The organism is Acetitomaculum ruminis DSM 5522 (assembly GCF_900112085.1).
In the GTDB taxonomy this organism is placed as follows: Bacteria; Bacillota; Clostridia; order Lachnospirales; family Lachnospiraceae; genus Acetitomaculum; species Acetitomaculum ruminis.
In genome coordinates this window covers 126,498-143,641 of the sequence record NZ_FOJY01000002.1, presented here as the reverse complement: position 1 = coordinate 143,641, position 17,144 = coordinate 126,498, and the positions used below count along the sequence as shown (strand labels likewise).

At 32.7% G+C, this 17,144-nt stretch carries 16 protein-coding genes; 15 read left to right on the top strand and 1 reads right to left on the bottom strand.

Translation table 11 applies throughout. The features are described 5' to 3' along the window. The first annotated feature begins 15 nt into the window (after nucleotides 1-15). The 4 genes from smc to BM153_RS01790 all read left to right on the top strand — a co-directional run bounded on the left by smc (nucleotide 16) and on the right by BM153_RS01790 (nucleotide 7,307). A complete protein-coding gene (gene smc / locus BM153_RS01805) occupies nucleotides 16-3,582 on the top strand; it encodes a chromosome segregation protein SMC (protein WP_092870157.1) in 3,567 nt (1,188 codons plus the stop codon). Nucleotides 3,583-3,593: 11 nt separating this feature from the next. Continuing rightward, entirely contained in the window at nucleotides 3,594-4,535 is a 942-nt protein-coding gene (gene ftsY / locus BM153_RS01800) for a signal recognition particle-docking protein FtsY (RefSeq protein ID WP_092870155.1), read from the top strand. A gap of 155 nt (nucleotides 4,536-4,690) precedes the next feature. Then, nucleotides 4,691-5,902, top strand: a complete 1,212-nt coding sequence (ilvA, locus tag BM153_RS01795) for a threonine ammonia-lyase (RefSeq protein ID WP_092870153.1) — start codon at nucleotides 4,691-4,693, stop codon at nucleotides 5,900-5,902. A 241-nt stretch (nucleotides 5,903-6,143) separates the two neighbouring features. After that, nucleotides 6,144-7,307, top strand: coding sequence for a CAP domain-containing protein (locus tag BM153_RS01790; RefSeq protein ID WP_092870151.1), 1,164 nt, complete (start codon nucleotides 6,144-6,146; stop codon nucleotides 7,305-7,307). Between the two features lie 56 nt (nucleotides 7,308-7,363). Here the strand turns inward: BM153_RS01790 and BM153_RS01785 are convergent, their stop codons facing one another. Then, nucleotides 7,364-9,787: an LTA synthase family protein gene (locus BM153_RS01785; protein ID WP_092870149.1), complete on the bottom strand. Its 2,424-nt coding sequence runs from the start codon at nucleotides 9,785-9,787 to the stop codon at nucleotides 7,364-7,366. Between the two features lie 228 nt (nucleotides 9,788-10,015). Here BM153_RS01785 and ylxM point away from each other — a divergent pair, with 228 nt between their 5' ends. From ylxM to BM153_RS01730, 11 genes are all read left to right on the top strand, one after another. Further along, nucleotides 10,016-10,360 carry a YlxM family DNA-binding protein gene (ylxM, locus tag BM153_RS01780; RefSeq protein WP_177205539.1) on the top strand — a complete coding sequence of 115 codons (345 nt, stop codon included), beginning with the start codon at nucleotides 10,016-10,018 and terminating at the stop codon, nucleotides 10,358-10,360. Then, the gene (ffh, locus tag BM153_RS01775) at nucleotides 10,360-11,715 is read left to right on the top strand and encodes a signal recognition particle protein (RefSeq protein WP_092870145.1); all 1,356 of its coding nucleotides are present in this window, start codon (nucleotides 10,360-10,362) and stop codon (nucleotides 11,713-11,715) included. The genes ylxM and ffh overlap by 1 nt, the downstream gene beginning before the upstream one ends. A gap of 36 nt (nucleotides 11,716-11,751) precedes the next feature. After that, nucleotides 11,752-11,997, top strand: coding sequence for a 30S ribosomal protein S16 (gene rpsP, locus BM153_RS01770; RefSeq protein WP_092870143.1), 246 nt, complete (start codon nucleotides 11,752-11,754; stop codon nucleotides 11,995-11,997). 20 nt (nucleotides 11,998-12,017) lie between these two features. Further along, nucleotides 12,018-12,248 carry a KH domain-containing protein gene (locus BM153_RS01765; RefSeq protein ID WP_092870141.1) on the top strand — a complete coding sequence of 77 codons (231 nt, stop codon included), beginning with the start codon at nucleotides 12,018-12,020 and terminating at the stop codon, nucleotides 12,246-12,248. A 105-nt stretch (nucleotides 12,249-12,353) separates the two neighbouring features. Next, nucleotides 12,354-12,866, top strand: a complete 513-nt coding sequence (gene rimM / locus BM153_RS01760; protein ID WP_092870139.1) for a ribosome maturation factor RimM — start codon at nucleotides 12,354-12,356, stop codon at nucleotides 12,864-12,866. A gap of 9 nt (nucleotides 12,867-12,875) precedes the next feature. Then, nucleotides 12,876-13,616 carry a tRNA (guanosine(37)-N1)-methyltransferase TrmD gene (gene trmD, locus BM153_RS01755; RefSeq protein ID WP_092870137.1) on the top strand — a complete coding sequence of 247 codons (741 nt, stop codon included), beginning with the start codon at nucleotides 12,876-12,878 and terminating at the stop codon, nucleotides 13,614-13,616. Between the two features lie 111 nt (nucleotides 13,617-13,727). Beyond that, the gene (gene rplS / locus BM153_RS01750) at nucleotides 13,728-14,075 is read left to right on the top strand and encodes a 50S ribosomal protein L19 (RefSeq protein ID WP_092870135.1); all 348 of its coding nucleotides are present in this window, start codon (nucleotides 13,728-13,730) and stop codon (nucleotides 14,073-14,075) included. Nucleotides 14,076-14,283: 208 nt separating this feature from the next. Continuing rightward, complete coding sequence (lepB, locus tag BM153_RS01745) at nucleotides 14,284-14,853, top strand: signal peptidase I (RefSeq protein WP_092870133.1); 570 nt, start codon at nucleotides 14,284-14,286, stop codon at nucleotides 14,851-14,853. A gap of 19 nt (nucleotides 14,854-14,872) precedes the next feature. Further along, the gene (gene ylqF / locus BM153_RS01740) at nucleotides 14,873-15,724 is read left to right on the top strand and encodes a ribosome biogenesis GTPase YlqF (RefSeq protein ID WP_092870131.1); all 852 of its coding nucleotides are present in this window, start codon (nucleotides 14,873-14,875) and stop codon (nucleotides 15,722-15,724) included. Between the two features lie 30 nt (nucleotides 15,725-15,754). Next, nucleotides 15,755-16,330 carry a signal peptidase I gene (gene lepB / locus BM153_RS01735; protein ID WP_092870129.1) on the top strand — a complete coding sequence of 192 codons (576 nt, stop codon included), beginning with the start codon at nucleotides 15,755-15,757 and terminating at the stop codon, nucleotides 16,328-16,330. A 10-nt stretch (nucleotides 16,331-16,340) separates the two neighbouring features. After that, entirely contained in the window at nucleotides 16,341-17,096 is a 756-nt protein-coding gene (locus BM153_RS01730) for a ribonuclease HII (RefSeq protein ID WP_092870361.1), read from the top strand. The last annotated feature ends 48 nt before the right edge of the window (nucleotides 17,097-17,144 follow it).

Below are 17,144 nucleotides of genomic sequence, written 5' to 3'. Positions count from 1 at the left end.
AAAATTGAGGTTTATATGTATTTAAAAAGTATAGAGGTACAGGGATTTAAATCCTTTGCGACAAAACTTCATTTTGATTTCCATGAGGGTATCACAGCTATAGTCGGCCCAAATGGAAGTGGTAAAAGTAATGTTGCTGATGCTGTCAGATGGGTTCTGGGAGAACAGAGCGCAAAACAGCTTAGAGGTGCATCCATGCAGGATGTCATCTTTGCAGGAACAGAAAACAGAAAACCGGTTGGATTTGCCTATGTTGCCATTACCTTTGATAATTCAGATCATGTCCTTCAAACGGATTATTCCGAGGTTACGGTGTCAAGAAGAGTATATCGTTCCGGAGAAAGTGAATATATGATTAATAAGGCGCATTGCAGGCTTAAGGATGTAAATGAGCTTTTTTATGATACCGGAATAGGAAAAGAAGGATATTCCATTATTGGTCAGGGACAAATTGAAAAAATCATCAACGGACGTCCTGAAGACAGACGAGAATTATTTGATGAGGCAGCAGGTATTGTAAAGTTTAAGCGTAGAAAAACTGAAGCTTTAAAAGAACTGGCTGATGAAGAAGCAAATCTCGAAAGAATAAATGATATTGTCTCTGAACTTGAAAAACAGGTCATTCCTTTGGAAAAACAGTCTGTAAAAGCCAGAGAATTTCTTGCTCTAAAAGAAGAACAGAAAAAATATGACATAAATTTGTTTTTATTGGATGAGGAACAGTTAAAAAATCAAATTGGAGCTATAGAAAAAAATCTCGATATTACAACTAATGATTATAACCAGGCAAAAGATGCTTATGACTCTTTGAAAATAAAGTATGAAGAGTTGAAAAAAGAATTGGAAAAAACAGAGGAAGAGATTTCTTTTAACCAGGAAGCGATAAAAAATTACGACCTTGAGAAAGAAAAAAAAGAAGGCGAAATCAAGGTATTTAAAGAACAGTTAAATACCCTAATGGAAAAAATATCATCTTCAAAAAACCAAAAAGAAGATATTGATTCGAAAATATTACAAAAAGAAAAAAATCTTTCAGAATACCGGAAAATATACGAAGATACCAAAGAAGAACTTGCTATTGTCTTGAAGAAAAAGGAAAATTTTGATAAGGAAGTAGCGGTTTTAGAAGAGGAAAATAAGAAACTTTCAGATAAGATAGGCTCCAATAAACAAGAAGTTTTGGATTATCTTAGCAAAATGGGGGATATTAGAGTCGAATTGCAAAGGATTGAGACTTTGTTGGACTCTGAGAAAAAACGTCAGACAGAGCTTGAAAAAGGCAATGAAGGCATTATTAACGACAAAGAAAATGCCATCAGCGAGATTAGTCTTTTAGAAAATAAAAAAGAAGAAATATCAAAAGAAATAGAAGATTTGCAAAGTCTTGTAAATCAACTTAATAAAAAAAATGATGACATTAAAATAAAAACCAATAAGAAAAGAGAAGAAATAGATCTTTTAAATCAGGATTTTCATAAAATAAAAGCAAGATATGATTTTTTAAAAAATGTCAGCGAGAAATACGAAGGTTACTCCGAGGGCGTTAAAAAAGTCATGGAGCAAAAAAGTTATAATCCGGGAATCTTAGGAGTTATTGCCGATATTATAAGTGCAAATCAAAAGTATGAATTAGCCATTGAAACAGCTTTGGGAGGGAATTTAAGAAATATTCTTACAAAAGATGAAGCTACGGCTAAATCAATGATTGCATTTTTAAAGAAAAATAAATACGGAAGAGTAACATTTTTACCTTTAGAGTATTATAAAAATAAAAAAATAAACAAAAACACTGATGTATTAAACGAAAAAGGTGTATTAGGATATGCCGGTTCACTGGTGAATTTTAATGAAGAATACAAAGGTGTAGTTGAGTACCTTTTGGGTAAATGTCTGGTTGTGGACAACATAGATAATGCTACTGTTGTTTCAAAAAAATACTCCCACTCCATTAAAATTGTTACTTTAGAGGGTGATCTTTTAAGTGTTGGAGGTTCACTTACAGGAGGAGCCTATAAAAATAACTCTAATCTTCTTAGTAGGAAAAGAGAAATTGGAGAATTAAAAGATAAAGTACTTTTGGTCAAAGATAAAATTAAAGGCATTTATGATGAAATAGAAACATTTAACAAGGAAAAGGAAGATATTAAATACAATCTTCTGAAAAATAATGAAAAATACCATAGTTTAAACTTGAATTTAAATACTACAAAGATTAACCTTGATGCTGCAATAAAGCGTAAAGAGGATATGGAAAAAATGGCATTAAAACGCCAAAGTGATATGGAAGAGATAGAATCTTTAGTAGAAAAATACAACAAAGAAAGTGATTCCTTAAATATTAAAATGGAAGAATTTTCAAACAAAATCAAGGATTTAAGACAGAAAAATGATGAGCTTGAAATAAACTTTGAAGAAAAGAAAAAGAAGCTTGACAGTTTAAATAATTCTTTTTCAAAAAATAATATCAAGTATTTTTCATTAATGGAAAAAGAGGAAAACGCTGCCGAAAATCTATCTCGTGTAGAAAAAGAAATTCAGGATTTAAAGGCAGATATTGAGTCTTTTGAAAGTAATACCAGTCTTTACGAAGAAAATTACAAAGAAAAACTCAAAGAAATAGAAGAATACGAAAATATAATAAAAGAAAATGAAAATAAGAAAGAAGAACTTATAGCAAGGGCTAAAGAACTTGAAGAAAACAAACATCAGGTAACTTCTCAAAACGATGAGTTTTTTGAAAACAGGGAATCCTTATCTTTGGATATGAATAGACTGGATAAAGAAATACTCAGGTTAAATAACAGAAAAGAAAATCTTAATATTAAAATGCAGGATACTGCAAACTACATCTGGGAGGAGTATCAGCTTACTTATCACAGCGCATTAGAATTTAAAGATAATAATTATGAGGACAGTAATGTTCTTAAAAATCTTCTTGGGGACATAAAGCAAAAAATAAAAGCTTTAGGAGAAGTAAATGTAAATGCAATTGAAGAATATAAGGAAATCCACGAAAGATATGATTTTTTAAAAACTCAGCAGAATGACCTTATAGATGGAAAGAATGAGCTTTTACAGGTTATTTCCAAACTTGAAGCAGGAATGAGAAAGCAGTTTGCTGAAAATTTTAAAAAAATAAATGATGAATTTGACAGAGTATTTAAAAAATTGTTTGCCGGAGGAAGGGGTACCCTTGAAATAATGTCCGATGATGATATTATAGAAAGTGGAATTCAGATTTCTGTACAGCCACCTGGAAAAAAATTATCAAATATGATGCAGCTTTCCGGTGGAGAAAAGGCTTTATCTGCTATAGCTTTGTTATTTGCAATACAAAATCTTAAACCTTCACCGTTTTGTCTTTTAGATGAGATAGAAGCAGCATTGGATGATTCAAACGTTGACAGATATGCTTCCTATCTTCATAAACTGTCTGATAACACGCAGTTTATAGTAATAACCCATAGACGAGGCACTATGGCGTCGGCTGACAGGCTTTATGGTATAACAATGCAGGAAAAAGGTGTATCTACACTTGTTTCTGTTAATTTGATAGAAGAAGAACTTCAAAATGAGACTTAAGGAGGAAAAAAATGGGTTCAGAAGGAGAAAAAAAGGGATTTTTTAAAAGACTTGTGGCAGGCTTGTCAAAGACAAGAGACAATATTGTAGCAGGTTTTGATAATATTTTCAGTGGTTTTTCAAATATTGATGATGATTTTTATGAAGAGATAGAAGAAATTCTTATTATGGGAGATATTGGAATTAATGCTACCACAGCCATTATAGAAGATCTCAAAGAAAAAGTTAAGGAAAGACATATCAAGGAACCTTCACAATGCAAAGAGATATTAATTGACAGCATTAAAGAACAAATGGATGTTGGAGAAACAGATTATGAATTCGAACACAAACAATCAGTAGTTTTGGTAATTGGTGTCAATGGTGTTGGAAAGACCACATCTGTTGGTAAGCTGGCTGGAAAACTTAAAGAAAAAAACAAAAAGGTTATTTTAGCTGCAGCGGATACCTTCAGGGCAGCCGCAACAGAGCAGCTTACGGAGTGGGCTGACAGAGCTGGCGTAGAAATAATAAAAGGTCAGGAAGGCGCAGATCCGGCTTCTGTAATTTATGATGCAGTTGCAGCAGCAAAGGCTAGAAAGGCAGATGTTTTGCTTTGCGATACAGCAGGAAGACTTCACAATAAGAAGAACCTTATGGAAGAATTGAAAAAAATTGACAGAATTATTCAAAAAGAATATCCGGATGCATATAGGGAAAATCTGGTAGTTCTTGACGGAACAACTGGTCAAAATGCCTTGTCTCAGGCAAAACAGTTTAAAGAAGTAACAAATCTAACAGGAATTATTCTTACAAAGCTTGACGGTACTGCTAAAGGTGGAATTGCAGTAGCTATTCAAAAGGAATTAGGTATTCCTGTAAAATATATAGGTGTAGGGGAAAGCATAGACGATCTTCAGAAATTTGATTCAAATTCATTTGTAAATGCTTTGTTTGATGTAGAAAAAGATTAATAAATATTAATTATTTTCGTTAAAATGCAATAAAGTGTAAATTTTATATGGCAAAATAAAACAAAAAAGAGTAAGATAGTCATTAATATACTTTTATTAATTAAAATGTTAAATTAATAAATCGATGAATTATTAAATGAAAAGAAGGTTTTGATATGTTGACTTTGAAAGAATTTGAAGAAGCTTCAAAAGCAGTAAAGAAAGTTACTTTAGAGACTAAGCTTGTTTACAGTGATTATTTCAGTGATCAGACTGGAAATGAGGTATATTTGAAACCGGAGAATATGCAAAGAACCGGTGCCTACAAGGTTAGAGGTGCATATTATAAGATTTCTACTCTTACAGAAGAAGAAAGACAAAAGGGGCTTATTACAGCTTCAGCAGGAAATCATGCACAGGGAGTTGCCTATGCAGCAAAGGCTTATGGTGTAAAGGCCGTTATTGTTATGCCTACTACCACACCTCTTATTAAAGTAAACAGAACAAAAAGCTATGGAGCTGAGGTGGTATTATATGGAGATGTGTACGACGAGGCCTGTGACAAGGCACTCGAACTGGCAGCAGAAGAGGGATACACATTTATTCATCCTTTTGATGACCTTGGGGTAGCTACAGGACAGGGGACTATTGCCATGGAGATTTTCCAGGAGCTTCCTCTTGTAGAATATATTTTGGTACCTATTGGTGGTGGCGGACTTGCTACAGGTGTTTCTACCCTTGCAAAACTGTTAAATCCAAATATCAAGGTTATTGGAGTTGAGCCTGAAGGGGCAGCCTGTATGAAAGCATCTCTGGAGGCAGGAAAACCTGTTACCCTTCCGGGGGTAAATACTATTGCAGATGGTACTGCTGTTAAAACTCCGGGAAGTAAAATATTTGAATATATTCAAAATAATATTGATGAGATTATTACCGTAGATGACAGTGAGCTTATTGTAACTTTCCTTGATATGGTTGAGAATCATAAAATGATTGTTGAAAATTCAGGACTTCTTACAGTAGCAGCTTTGAAACACTTAGATGTAAAAGGCAAAAAAGTTGTATCTATTTTAAGTGGTGGAAATATGGATATTATTACCATGTCATCCTCTATTTCCCATGGTCTTATCCTTAGGGATAGAATTTTCACAGTATCTGTTCTTTTGCCGGATAAGCCGGGAGAATTATCAAAAGTTGCCTCTACCATTGCTGAAGTTCAGGGAAATGTTATTAAGCTTGAGCATAATCAGTTTGTTTCTATTAATAGAAATGCAGCAGTTAAACTTACAATTACTATGGAAGCATTTGGAAGTACTCATAAGGCACAGATAATGGACGCTTTAAAGAATGCCGGTTACAAACCAAAGCTTGAAGAAACTGTAATTTAACCAGACCTTACAATCAAAGCCTTAAGGATTAGGATTTTATATCCTGTCAAAGCAAAATAAATTAAATATAAATTTCATAAGCAGGGTAGTAATATCCTGCTTAAATTATGCAAAAAAATTATAAGAAAGAATATGGCAGAAAAAAGTATTATAATTTATAATAAAAGCAAAGCTTAAAAGATACTGATAATATCAAAAAGCATAGTACATTTATGTGAAATAATTACATGGAGATGATGTTATGAAAAAAAGATTGGAAATTTATTTGCTTGTTTTGTTTTTTATTATTCTGGGAAGTAGTTTATCGTCGAATAATAGGATTCTTTCTTTTACATTAGAAACTCAGGCTGCAAGTGTTAGTAAACTTGGAAAAGTGACCTTTAAAGATACTACGAATTCCACTAAAACTACTGCATACCTTAAATGGAAGAAGGTATCAGGTGCTAAAGGGTATGAAGTATTCAGAAGTAACAAAAAAAGTGGAAGTTTTAAGAAAATAGCTACGGTTAGCAGCATATACTATACCAATACTAAATTAAAAGAAAATACATCTTATTATTATAAAATAAGGGCGTATAAGTTATCTTCAGCCAAAAAGAAGATATATGGTAATTTTTCAAGTGTAAAAACTATTACTACAACAACAAATGAATTCAGGTTTAGAGGAAAAAGACTGTGTATAGGACATTCTGTAAACACCTTGAAATCTAAATTTGGAAATCCAAACAGGATAGATCCTGTTAATGCCGGATTTTTAATGTATGTTTATAATTCTGAACCCTCCAGATTTTTGATGGTGGGAGTGAATAATTCCAGGGTAGTTTATATTTATACTATATCTAGATATTTCAGCTACGGAAATTACATATTTGGTAAGAAATATTCTAAATTGTATTTTAATGGAAATGGTTATACAGGAGAAATACTTCTTGATTCCAACAATTCAAGCAAATCCTATGGAATTGAGATAAAGGCCAATTCTGTACAATTCTGTTATGGATATTCCACTAAAGAAATGAGTGCCATGGAAAAAGAAGTGTTAGATATAACAAATGCTTTTAGAAGCTTATATAATCTCAACGAACTAAAATGGTCAACAAGAGCTGCAAAAGCAGCAAGACTTCATAGTAAAGATATGGCACAGAAAAATTATTTTAGCCATTACAATAAAGATGGAAAAGATCCCTTCCAGAGAATGGATGCTCAAGGAATAAAATACTATGTTGCGGCAGAAAATCTTGCAGCAGGCTTTACTAATTCGGCTTCTGTGATGGATAGCTGGATACAGTCATCGGGACATAGAAAAAATCTTTTAAGGGAAGGCCTGAAATATTTAGGAGTTGGAATTGCGTATGAAAGCAATAGTAACTACTATGTTTATTATACTCAAAACTTTTATGGATAAAGAATAAAAAGATATAAAATAAGCCGGAGTTGTATATTATAAACTCCGGCATTTTCTTACTTGTTATTTAAATAAAAAATAGATTTCTTTTTATTATCCTCATCAAACATACCGTTATATTGAACTTTTTTGTAATTTAAAAGTATATCTTTGTAATCTGTTTTGTCATCATATGAATAATAATTATTATTCGCATCTATATAACCAACAGTATCAATAACCGGAAGTTTGCTGTATAAACTGGCAACATATTGGTTGTACTCAGTCATCTTCACACCAGATATTTGAAGTAAAAGAGTTGACAGATAATTTGAACTTATTTTATCAATAGTTGCTTCCGGAATATCGTAATTTGCCCATATAATAAATGGGGTAATATAACGGCTTTGTAACTGTTCGTTTGATAAGGAATCAAGAGAATTTCCCAATAATTCCTCAAGGAAGGTATCTTCAATATAAGGCTGGTGGTCTCCAAACATACAAATAATAGTTGGTTCATTAATATTTGAAAAATAAGTTAGCAATTCTTTAAAGGCGGTATCTGATTCTTTTACAAGAGAAAGATATTGGTTTGCCAAAGCATATTCATTGTTTGAAGAAGTAATTTGTATTTTTTGTATAAAATTTGAATATGTCATGGCATAGCCACCGTGGTTTTGCATTGTCACGTTAAAAAGGAAAAATGGTTTTGAGGTATCTCTGTTATTGTAATAATCCTCAATAAGCTGAAAATCATAACTGTCACTAACATAACGTCTTAACAGAATGTCTTCACCGGGATAATGCCTTGAAAGCATATTTTGGAAAAGAAAAATATTATAATTACTTTTTTCATAGGATTCCAAGATTGAGTTATCAATAATGCTTTCAATACTTATAAAATTGTCAAATCCCATATAAGGATAAACTTTATCACGATTCCATCCGGAAGCATAATATGGATGAAAAGCAGTGGAAGAATACCCTTGAGCTTCCAAAGTGGAAACAAGACTTGAGGTTTCTGATTTTATATATGACTGATATACATTACAACCGGCAGGCAGGAAAGAAATACTGTTTCCGGTTAAAAATTCATATTCAGTATTACTTGTTCCGGCACCATTGACAGGAACATATAAGTTTCCTTTAATGGTATTTTTTTCCAGTGAATGAATAAAAGGCATATAATCTTCGTTTGTTGTAAAATCCCCTAAAACTGAAAGGTCAGATAATGACTCGTTCATAATACAGATAATATTAGGATTTGTAACGGAAGCACTGTCAATTTTGCTTTCAAAACTGTTTAAGGGGTTGGATGTTACATCAGGTTTTGCAGTAGCAGTATTATAATTATCTGAATTATCTGCTGATATTTCATCAGAGGGTTCATTGGTAGAAGTGCTACCCTTATCAAGTTTATCTTTTGAAAAGGCATCTAATGCTGTATTTTTTATCCCACCTGCAATGCTACATTTGGCAAGATTTGTTGTTTGATTGTTATTTTTTTTCTCGTATTTATTTACAATTATCTGATTATTATCATAATTATCAGCTTTGGTTTGCTGATTATTGTTTTCAGTATTGTCTGTTTGGGTAGTATCATTTGTCTTTTGTGAAGAATCTAAAATACTAAGGTCATCAGATGAATCAATACTATCAGTTACAATATTTTCTATTTCATCAGAATTATATCCGGATGGTTTGGTAACAAAAAGATATTTCGTATTAATACAAAAATTAAGCAAAGCACCGGAATTCTGATATCCTCTGAGTTGATTCCAAAAATCAGGTTTTATTCCCAAATTTGCTATGGTATTTGTTCCATAAAATACGCCTAATACAGTTACAATGAAAAACAAGGCAAAACCCTTGGCAAAAAATTTAGGTTTTAATGAAAGAACAGGAGAGTTAATTTTGATTCCTGCTGCCATTAAAAATATAAAAAGAATAAATGCCACAATTATATTAATGGAAAGTGTATAGGTATAGGTTCCGGCTACACTTTTTGCGGTAGTTAAACTTAAAATGTCCATTGGTACAAAAGGGCTACCTCTAAACATTTCAACAAAATAATTAATCAGACCGAAGATTAAAAACAACGGATTTAAGATTAAGATACTGATTTTAAAGCTTGAGGTTAATATAAATAATAAGAAATAAAACAAAAGATATACCACATAATTTCCTATAAAAGAGCGTGGAGAAAAATCGTAAATAAACACATTGTTTAAAGCTTCAATCATTTGCATGGAAGCAATAGGTAAAATTACGAAAAAAACAGAATTAACAATATTGGTATTTTTATCTTTTTTAAAATCTATCTTAAACGAGATTAATAGACCTGTCAGAATTGTCACTAAAAACAATGAGATTAGCAAAATCAATGAATAAGGATTTTTGCTTGCAAAAAAAAAGTCTACATTAAACAGTAGAAAAAAAGACATAATAATCGCTATTGAAATACCAGTGATTATGCTCTTTTTTGAATGAATTATTTTCATGTTATCCTCCTGAATATTTATAAATAAACTTCCTGATTTTTATTTATTAGTTATAGTATAACAACATCTGATTTTAAAGTCAAAATACCACATATATATTAAGAAAAAAATAAGAGTAAGTTAAGAAAAAAGTGTAAAGAAAAAAACCTTGACAGACAAGAAGATATATTGTATTATAGCAAAGGTTTAGAATTATATTGGGCTTGGGTATGAAGAATGAAAGAAGAAATTGAAGAAAGAGTAAGAAAGTCTCTTTTATATGACTTTTATGGTGAATTATTAACCCAACACCAAAAGGACATATACGAAAAATTTATATTAGATGATTTATCCTTGAGTGAAATAGCAGCAGATGAGAACATAAGCAGACAGGGTGTTTATGATCTTATAAAAAGATGCGATAAGATACTCAATGAATACGAGGAAAAACTTAATCTTCTGGAAAAATTTTTGCATATCAGAGATAAGCTTGAGAATATAAAGGAACTTACAAAAGATTGCAGAGATAGTAATGATCTTTCACATCTTAAAGAAATAGATGATATAGCAAACGAAATTTTGGAGGACTTTTAATGGCTTTTGATAATCTTACAGAAAAACTTCAAAACGTTTTTAAAAAATTAAGAAGTAAAGGAAGCCTTACGGAAGCTGATGTAAAATTAGCCATGAAAGAGGTTAAGATGGCTCTTTTAGAGGCAGATGTCAGTTTCAAAATAGTAAAGCAGTTTATCAAATCTGTTGAGGGACGTGCTGTTGGACAGGATGTTTTAACAGGACTTAATCCAGGACAGATGGTTATAAAGATAGTTAATGAAGAGCTTGTTTCACTCATGGGTTCTGATACTACTGAGATAGCTCTTAAAGAAGGAAAAGCACTTACAATCATTATGATGGCCGGACTTCAAGGTGCCGGTAAAACTACTACAGCAGCGAAATTAGCCGGTAAATTTAAGCAAAAAGGCAAAAAAGTTTTGCTTGCTGCCTGTGATGTCTACAGACCGGCTGCTATAAAGCAGTTACAGGTGAATGGAGAGAAGCAGGGAGTAGAAGTGTTTTCAATGGGAGATAAAAACTCTCCTGTGAATATAGCAAAAGCAGCAGTGGAGCATGCTTTAAAAAATGATATAAATGTTCTTATTATCGATACAGCAGGCCGTCTTCAGGTAGATGAAGACATGATGAATGAGCTTATTGATATCAAAAAGAATGTGGATGTATATCAGACCATTCTTGTTGTTGATGCAATGACAGGTCAGGATGCGGTAAATGTATCTGGAACTTTTAATGAAAAAGTTGGAATTGACGGTGTCATTCTTACAAAGCTCGACGGTGATACAAGAGGTGGAGCTGCTCTTTCTATTAAAGCAGTTACAGGAAAACCTATATTATATATTGGTATGGGTGAAAAGCTATCAGATTTGGAACAGTTTTATCCGGACAGAATGGCTTCAAGAATCCTTGGAATGGGTGATGTATTAACTTTAATCGATAAAGTTTCTGCAGAATTTGACGAGGAAAAAGCTAAAGAGCTTCAACAAAAGATTAAGAAATCCTCATTTGGTTTTGATGATTATTTGGAACAGATGAATCAAATGAAAAAAATGGGTGGATTAAGCAGCATACTAAGCATGCTTCCGGGGGTAGGTAGTAGCCAGATGTCCCAGATAGAAGCAGCTATGGATAATAATAAATTAAACAGAATAGAAGCTATTATCTTATCTATGACTCCTGCGGAACGCAGCGATCCGAATCTCTTGAATGTAAGTAGAAAAAGAAGGATAGCAGCAGGTGCGGGTGTTGACATTTCTGAGGTAAACAGGCTTGTAAAACAGTTTAATCAGGCTAGAAAGATGATGAAAGACATGCCACAGATGATGAATGGCATGCAAAAAGGTGGTAAAAGAGGAAAATTCAAATTTCCTTTTTAAATATATTTAAATAAAAGAAAAGGTAGGTGAAACTTAATGGCAGTAAAAATCAGATTAAGAAGAATGGGTCAGAAAAAGGCTCCTTTCTATAGAATAGTTGTAGCTGATGCTAGAACACCAAGAGATGGAAAATGTATCGAAGAGATTGGAACTTATGATCCAACCAGAAATCCAAGTGCATTCTCAGTTAATGAAGAATTAGCAAAGAAATGGCTTAACAATGGTGCATTACCAACTCAGGCAGTTGAAAAGATATTTAAACTCGCCGGAATAGAGAAATAGACTTAGTGAGGTGACAGTTAATGAAAGACTTAGTAGAAGTAATTGCAAAATCACTGGTTGACAATCCGGATGAGGTAGTTGTAACAGAATCAAATAAAGATAGAGCCACAGTTATCGAACTTCAAGTATCTAAAGATGATATGGGTAAAGTTATCGGAAAACATGGTAGAATTGCAAAAGCTATCCGTTCTGTTGTCAAAGCAGCTGCATCAAAAGATGATAAAAAAGTTGTTGTTGAAATATTACAATAAAAGATATACTGTCAAGATATGGATATATTTTGGCAGTATTTTACTATTAGTATTCTTTAAAGTATTAATTTATAAATCTGTTCATATTTGAAAATGGGAGACTAAATGGAAGATTTTATCAGAATTGGAAAAATTACTACTACTCATGGGTTAAAGGGAGAGGTTAAAGTTTATCCCAACACAGACGATCCAAAAAGATTTAAACAGTTAAAAAGTGTTTACATTGAGCTTAATCAAAACAAAACAAATTATAAAATAACCTCAGTCAGATTTTTTAAAAATCTTGTATTGTTAAAGTTTGATGGGATAGTGACTATTGAAGAGGCCGAAAAGCTTAAACAGGGAATATTGTATGTTGAGAGAAAAGATGCAGTTCCTTTGGAAGAAGATGAATATTATGTGGCAGATCTTATTGGAATGACGGTTCTTAATGAAGACAATGAACTAATAGGAGAACTGACAGATGTCATTGCAACAGGAGCCAATGATGTATATGTTGTCAAAATGAATAATAAAAAAGAGGTCTTGGTACCTGCGATTAAAGAATGCATCCTTTCTGTAAATATACATAAAAATATAATGCAGGTTCATCTTTTGGATGGATTATTGGATCTGTAAGGAGATATCATGAAATTTGCTGTATTGACATTATTTCCAGAGATGTTAGAGACCATAATAAATACCAGTATAATTGGAAGGGCTCTTTCAAAAGAAATAATTTCATGCGATATAATAAATATCAGAGATTATGCTTTTAATAAGCATCATAAAGTAGATGATTACACCTATGGCGGAGGTGCGGGCATGCTTATGCAGGCAGAACCCGTTTATCAGGCATATCAGGCCGTAAAGGAAAAAATACCTGATAATAAAAGAGTTGTATATCTTACTCCCTGTGGTAAGACTTTTACTCAAAAAATGGCTAAAGATTTTTCTAAAGAGGATTCTATAGTATTTTTGTGTGGTCACTACGAAGGGATAGACGAAAGAGTTATAGAGGATATAGTTACAGATGAAGTATCTATTGGTGATTATGTTTTAACAGGCGGAGAACTTCCGGCTATGATAATGATTGATTCTATTTCCAGACTTATTCCGGGAGTGTTAAATAACGATGTGTCGGCTGATATTGAATCATTTTCTGATAATCTTTTGGAATATCCCCAGTATTCAAGGCCATATCAGTGGATGGGGAAAAAAGTTCCGGATATATTGTTATCGGGAGATCATTCAAAAGTAGAGAAATGGCGCCGCCGACAATCCATAATAAGAACCTATGAAAAGCGCCCTGATTTACTTGAAAAGGCTGAACTGACTGATGAAGAAAAGAAGATGTTGGAAGAATATTGTAAAGATAAAGGAAATTGACTTTACAAAGCCTTTTTTTAATGTTATAATCAAAAATTGTTAGACTGAAAAGATGGTCCTATGCCATGAATATATATGGTAAGAACATCACAATATACAAGGAGGTTCATTATGAACGAAATTATTAAGAAAATCGAAAACGGACAGCTTAAAGAAAATGCTCCACAGTTCAATGTTGGTGATACTGTAAGAGTACATGCTAAGATTAAAGAAGGAAATCGTGAAAGAATTCAGGTTTTTGAAGGAATCGTATTAAAGAAACAGGGCGGAAGCTCAAGAGAGACTTTCACAGTTCGTAAATTCTCATCAGGTATCGGTGTTGAGAAGACATGGCCACTTCATTCTCCGATCGTAGAAAAAGTTGAAGTAGTTAGAAGAGGTAAAGTAAGACGTGCTAAACTTAACTACTTAAGAGGAAGAGTTGGTAAGAGAGCTAAAGTTAAAGAGATTATTCAGTAATAATAAGAACTGATTGACTGGGAAAGCTTGGTCAAAGAGTATAAGTGTTTCAAAATGCTTTTTCAATTATTCAAGTGTTTTGAAACACTTTTTGTTTATCTTTGCTATGTAATATTAATAGCAGACAAAATATCTTTTAAGTAGAAGATTTACAGAATGGTTATAGTCGTATTAAAACCTGTTTAAGATTATCCGGGAGGAAAATTATTTGAGTGAGTTAACTTTTTATAAGAGAAGACGGGGATTTAGCAAAAAAATAATTAAAGAAATTTTCATATGGTTGTTAGGTATTATCATTTCTGCCGGACTTGGTATAGGAGTGGTAATGGGATTTGCAATAAGAACGCATCAGATTGGTGATTCCATGTCTCCAACCATTAAAAACGGAGAAACCGTACTTTTAAACAAGGTTGCATACATTCTAGGAAGTCCTGCCAGAGGAGACATTATAGTTTATCTGCCCAATGGAAATACTAACGGGCACACCTACATCAGAAGGGTTATTGGTATTCCTGGAGATAAGGTTATAATTAAAAATGGCAGTGTATATGTAAATGATAATCTTCTAGATGACGACTTTTCAAATATACAGATTGAGGATGCAGGTATTGCTGATGAAGAAATTACTGTAGGTAAAGATGAATATTTTGTTCTAGGAGATAATAGAAATTCCGGAGAAGACAGCAGATATGTCAGTAATGGAAACATAAAGAAGAAATTTATTATAGGAAAGGCATGGTTTTTAGCAAATCCTTTTAGCCATTTTGGTTTTTTATAATAAATTCAAGGAGGTAAATATGAATTATCAATGGTATCCGGGTCATATGGCTAAGGCAAAAAGACAGATGCAGGAAGATTTGAAACTGGTGGATCTTATTATAGAGCTGGTGGATGCCAGAATACCATTATCCAGTCGAAATCCTGATATTGATCAACTGGCTGCAAATAAACCAAGAATAGTTCTTTTAAATAAATCTGATTTAGCAGACGATGATATAAATGAGCTTTGGAAAAAATATTTTGAGGAGCAAGGTTTTTTAACTGTTTCTCTTGACTCCAGACAATCTAAAGGAATCAGACCGGTTAGTGAGGCTGTGAATAAAGCTTGTGCCGCAAAAATCGAAAGAGACAGAAAAAGAGGTATAAAAAACAGACCTGTAAGAGCAATGGTTACCGGTATACCTAATGTAGGAAAATCAACCTTCATAAACTCTTTTGCTAAAAAGGCGGCTACAAAAACAGGAAACAAGCCGGGAGTTACAAAAGGCCGACAATGGATTAAACTTTCAAAAACAGTGGAATTGCTAGATACACCGGGTATTCTCTGGCCAAAGTTTGATAATAATGAGGTTGGTATAAAACTTGGTATAACCGGTTCTATTAACGATGATATTTTAGATAAAGAGGAACTTGCCGTTAATCTTATTATGTATTTAAAAGAAAATTATGAAGGATTATTGGCAGATAGATACAATATTGATGAAAAAAATAAAGAATATGATATAATAAGCGAGATTGCTTTAGTCAGAAAATGCCTTCTAAAAGGTGGAGAAGCTGATTATTTAAAAGCAGAAAGACTTATTATAGACGATTTTAGAAGTGGAAGATTAGGTCGTATTTCGCTCGAAAAACCCGGGGAAGTGGTTTGAAAAAGATTTATTTAAGGAGGTTTATAGTGAATGGAGAATAATGAAAACATTGAAAACAGCAACAAAAAAAGTGAGTCATTAAAAGAATTTTTAAGTCTTGTTTTATATCTGGTTGTTGCCTTGGCAATTACATATCTCTTACTTCATTATGTTGGTCAAAGGACTTTAGTTAACGGAGAATCTATGGAGAATACTCTACAAAATGGTGATAATCTTATTGTTGATAAGATTTCATATCGTTTCAGAGACCCTGAAAGGTTTGATATTATAGTATTTCCGTATCAGCCGGGGGGAGAGACATATTATATTAAAAGGATAATAGGTCTTCCTGGAGAAACTGTTCAAATCAAGGGTGGAGATATCCTTATTGACGGAGAAGTTCTTGAAGAAAATTACGGAAAAGAAGAAATAGCTGATTACAATTACGGAGTTGCAGCAAATCCTATTGAATTAGGGGACGACGAGTATTTTGTAATGGGTGATAATCGTAATGACAGTAAAGACAGTCGTTATCCTGAAGTTGGTAATATAAAAAGAGAAAACATAATAGGCAGGGCATGGATGAGAATCTGGCCGATAGGCTCATTTGGAGTACTAAAAAAATAAAGTGTTGGATATGGAAACTATAGGAAATATAAAAAAAGAATTTGAGGCAGCAGAGATGGCGATGCTGCCTTCATTAATAGAAAAGTATAATAATGATAATAGAAAAGGTGTATTAAAAATAATAAACACCGCAGAAAAAAGAATAGAAAATTATCGAAAAGAATTACTTCGAATAGAGGAAATGAAGATTTACGAAAATAAATATTCGGAGTATGAATATATATGTGGTATAGATGAGGTTGGCAGAGGCCCTTTTGCCGGACCGGTATGCGCCTGTGCAGTAATTTTACCTAAAAATACCGATATACTATATGTAAACGATTCAAAAAAACTCTCAGAAAAAATGAGAGATAAACTTTATGATGAAATATGCAGTAAGGCATTGGCTATTGGAATAGGACTTGTTGATAATAAAACAATAGATGAAATAAATATTTTACAGGCTACTTACGAGGCTATGCGTCAAGCAATATCAAATCTCAAGATTAAACCGGATTTATTGTTAAACGACGCAGTTACTATTCCGGAAGTTGATATAAAGCAGGTACCTATCATAAAAGGTGATGCTAAAAGTATCTCTATAGCCTGTGCCAGTATTGTTGCAAAGGTCACAAGAGACAGATTAATGATAGAATATGATAAAAAATATCCGGGTTACGGATTTGCATCCAATAAGGGATATGGAACAAAAGAACATATTGAAGCCTTAAAAAAACTTGGAAAAACTGCGATTCACAGGGAAAGTTTTATTGATTCAATTATTTAAATGTATAATGGGCTCAAAGTGGTGCTTTGTTCATAATAAATCTGAAAA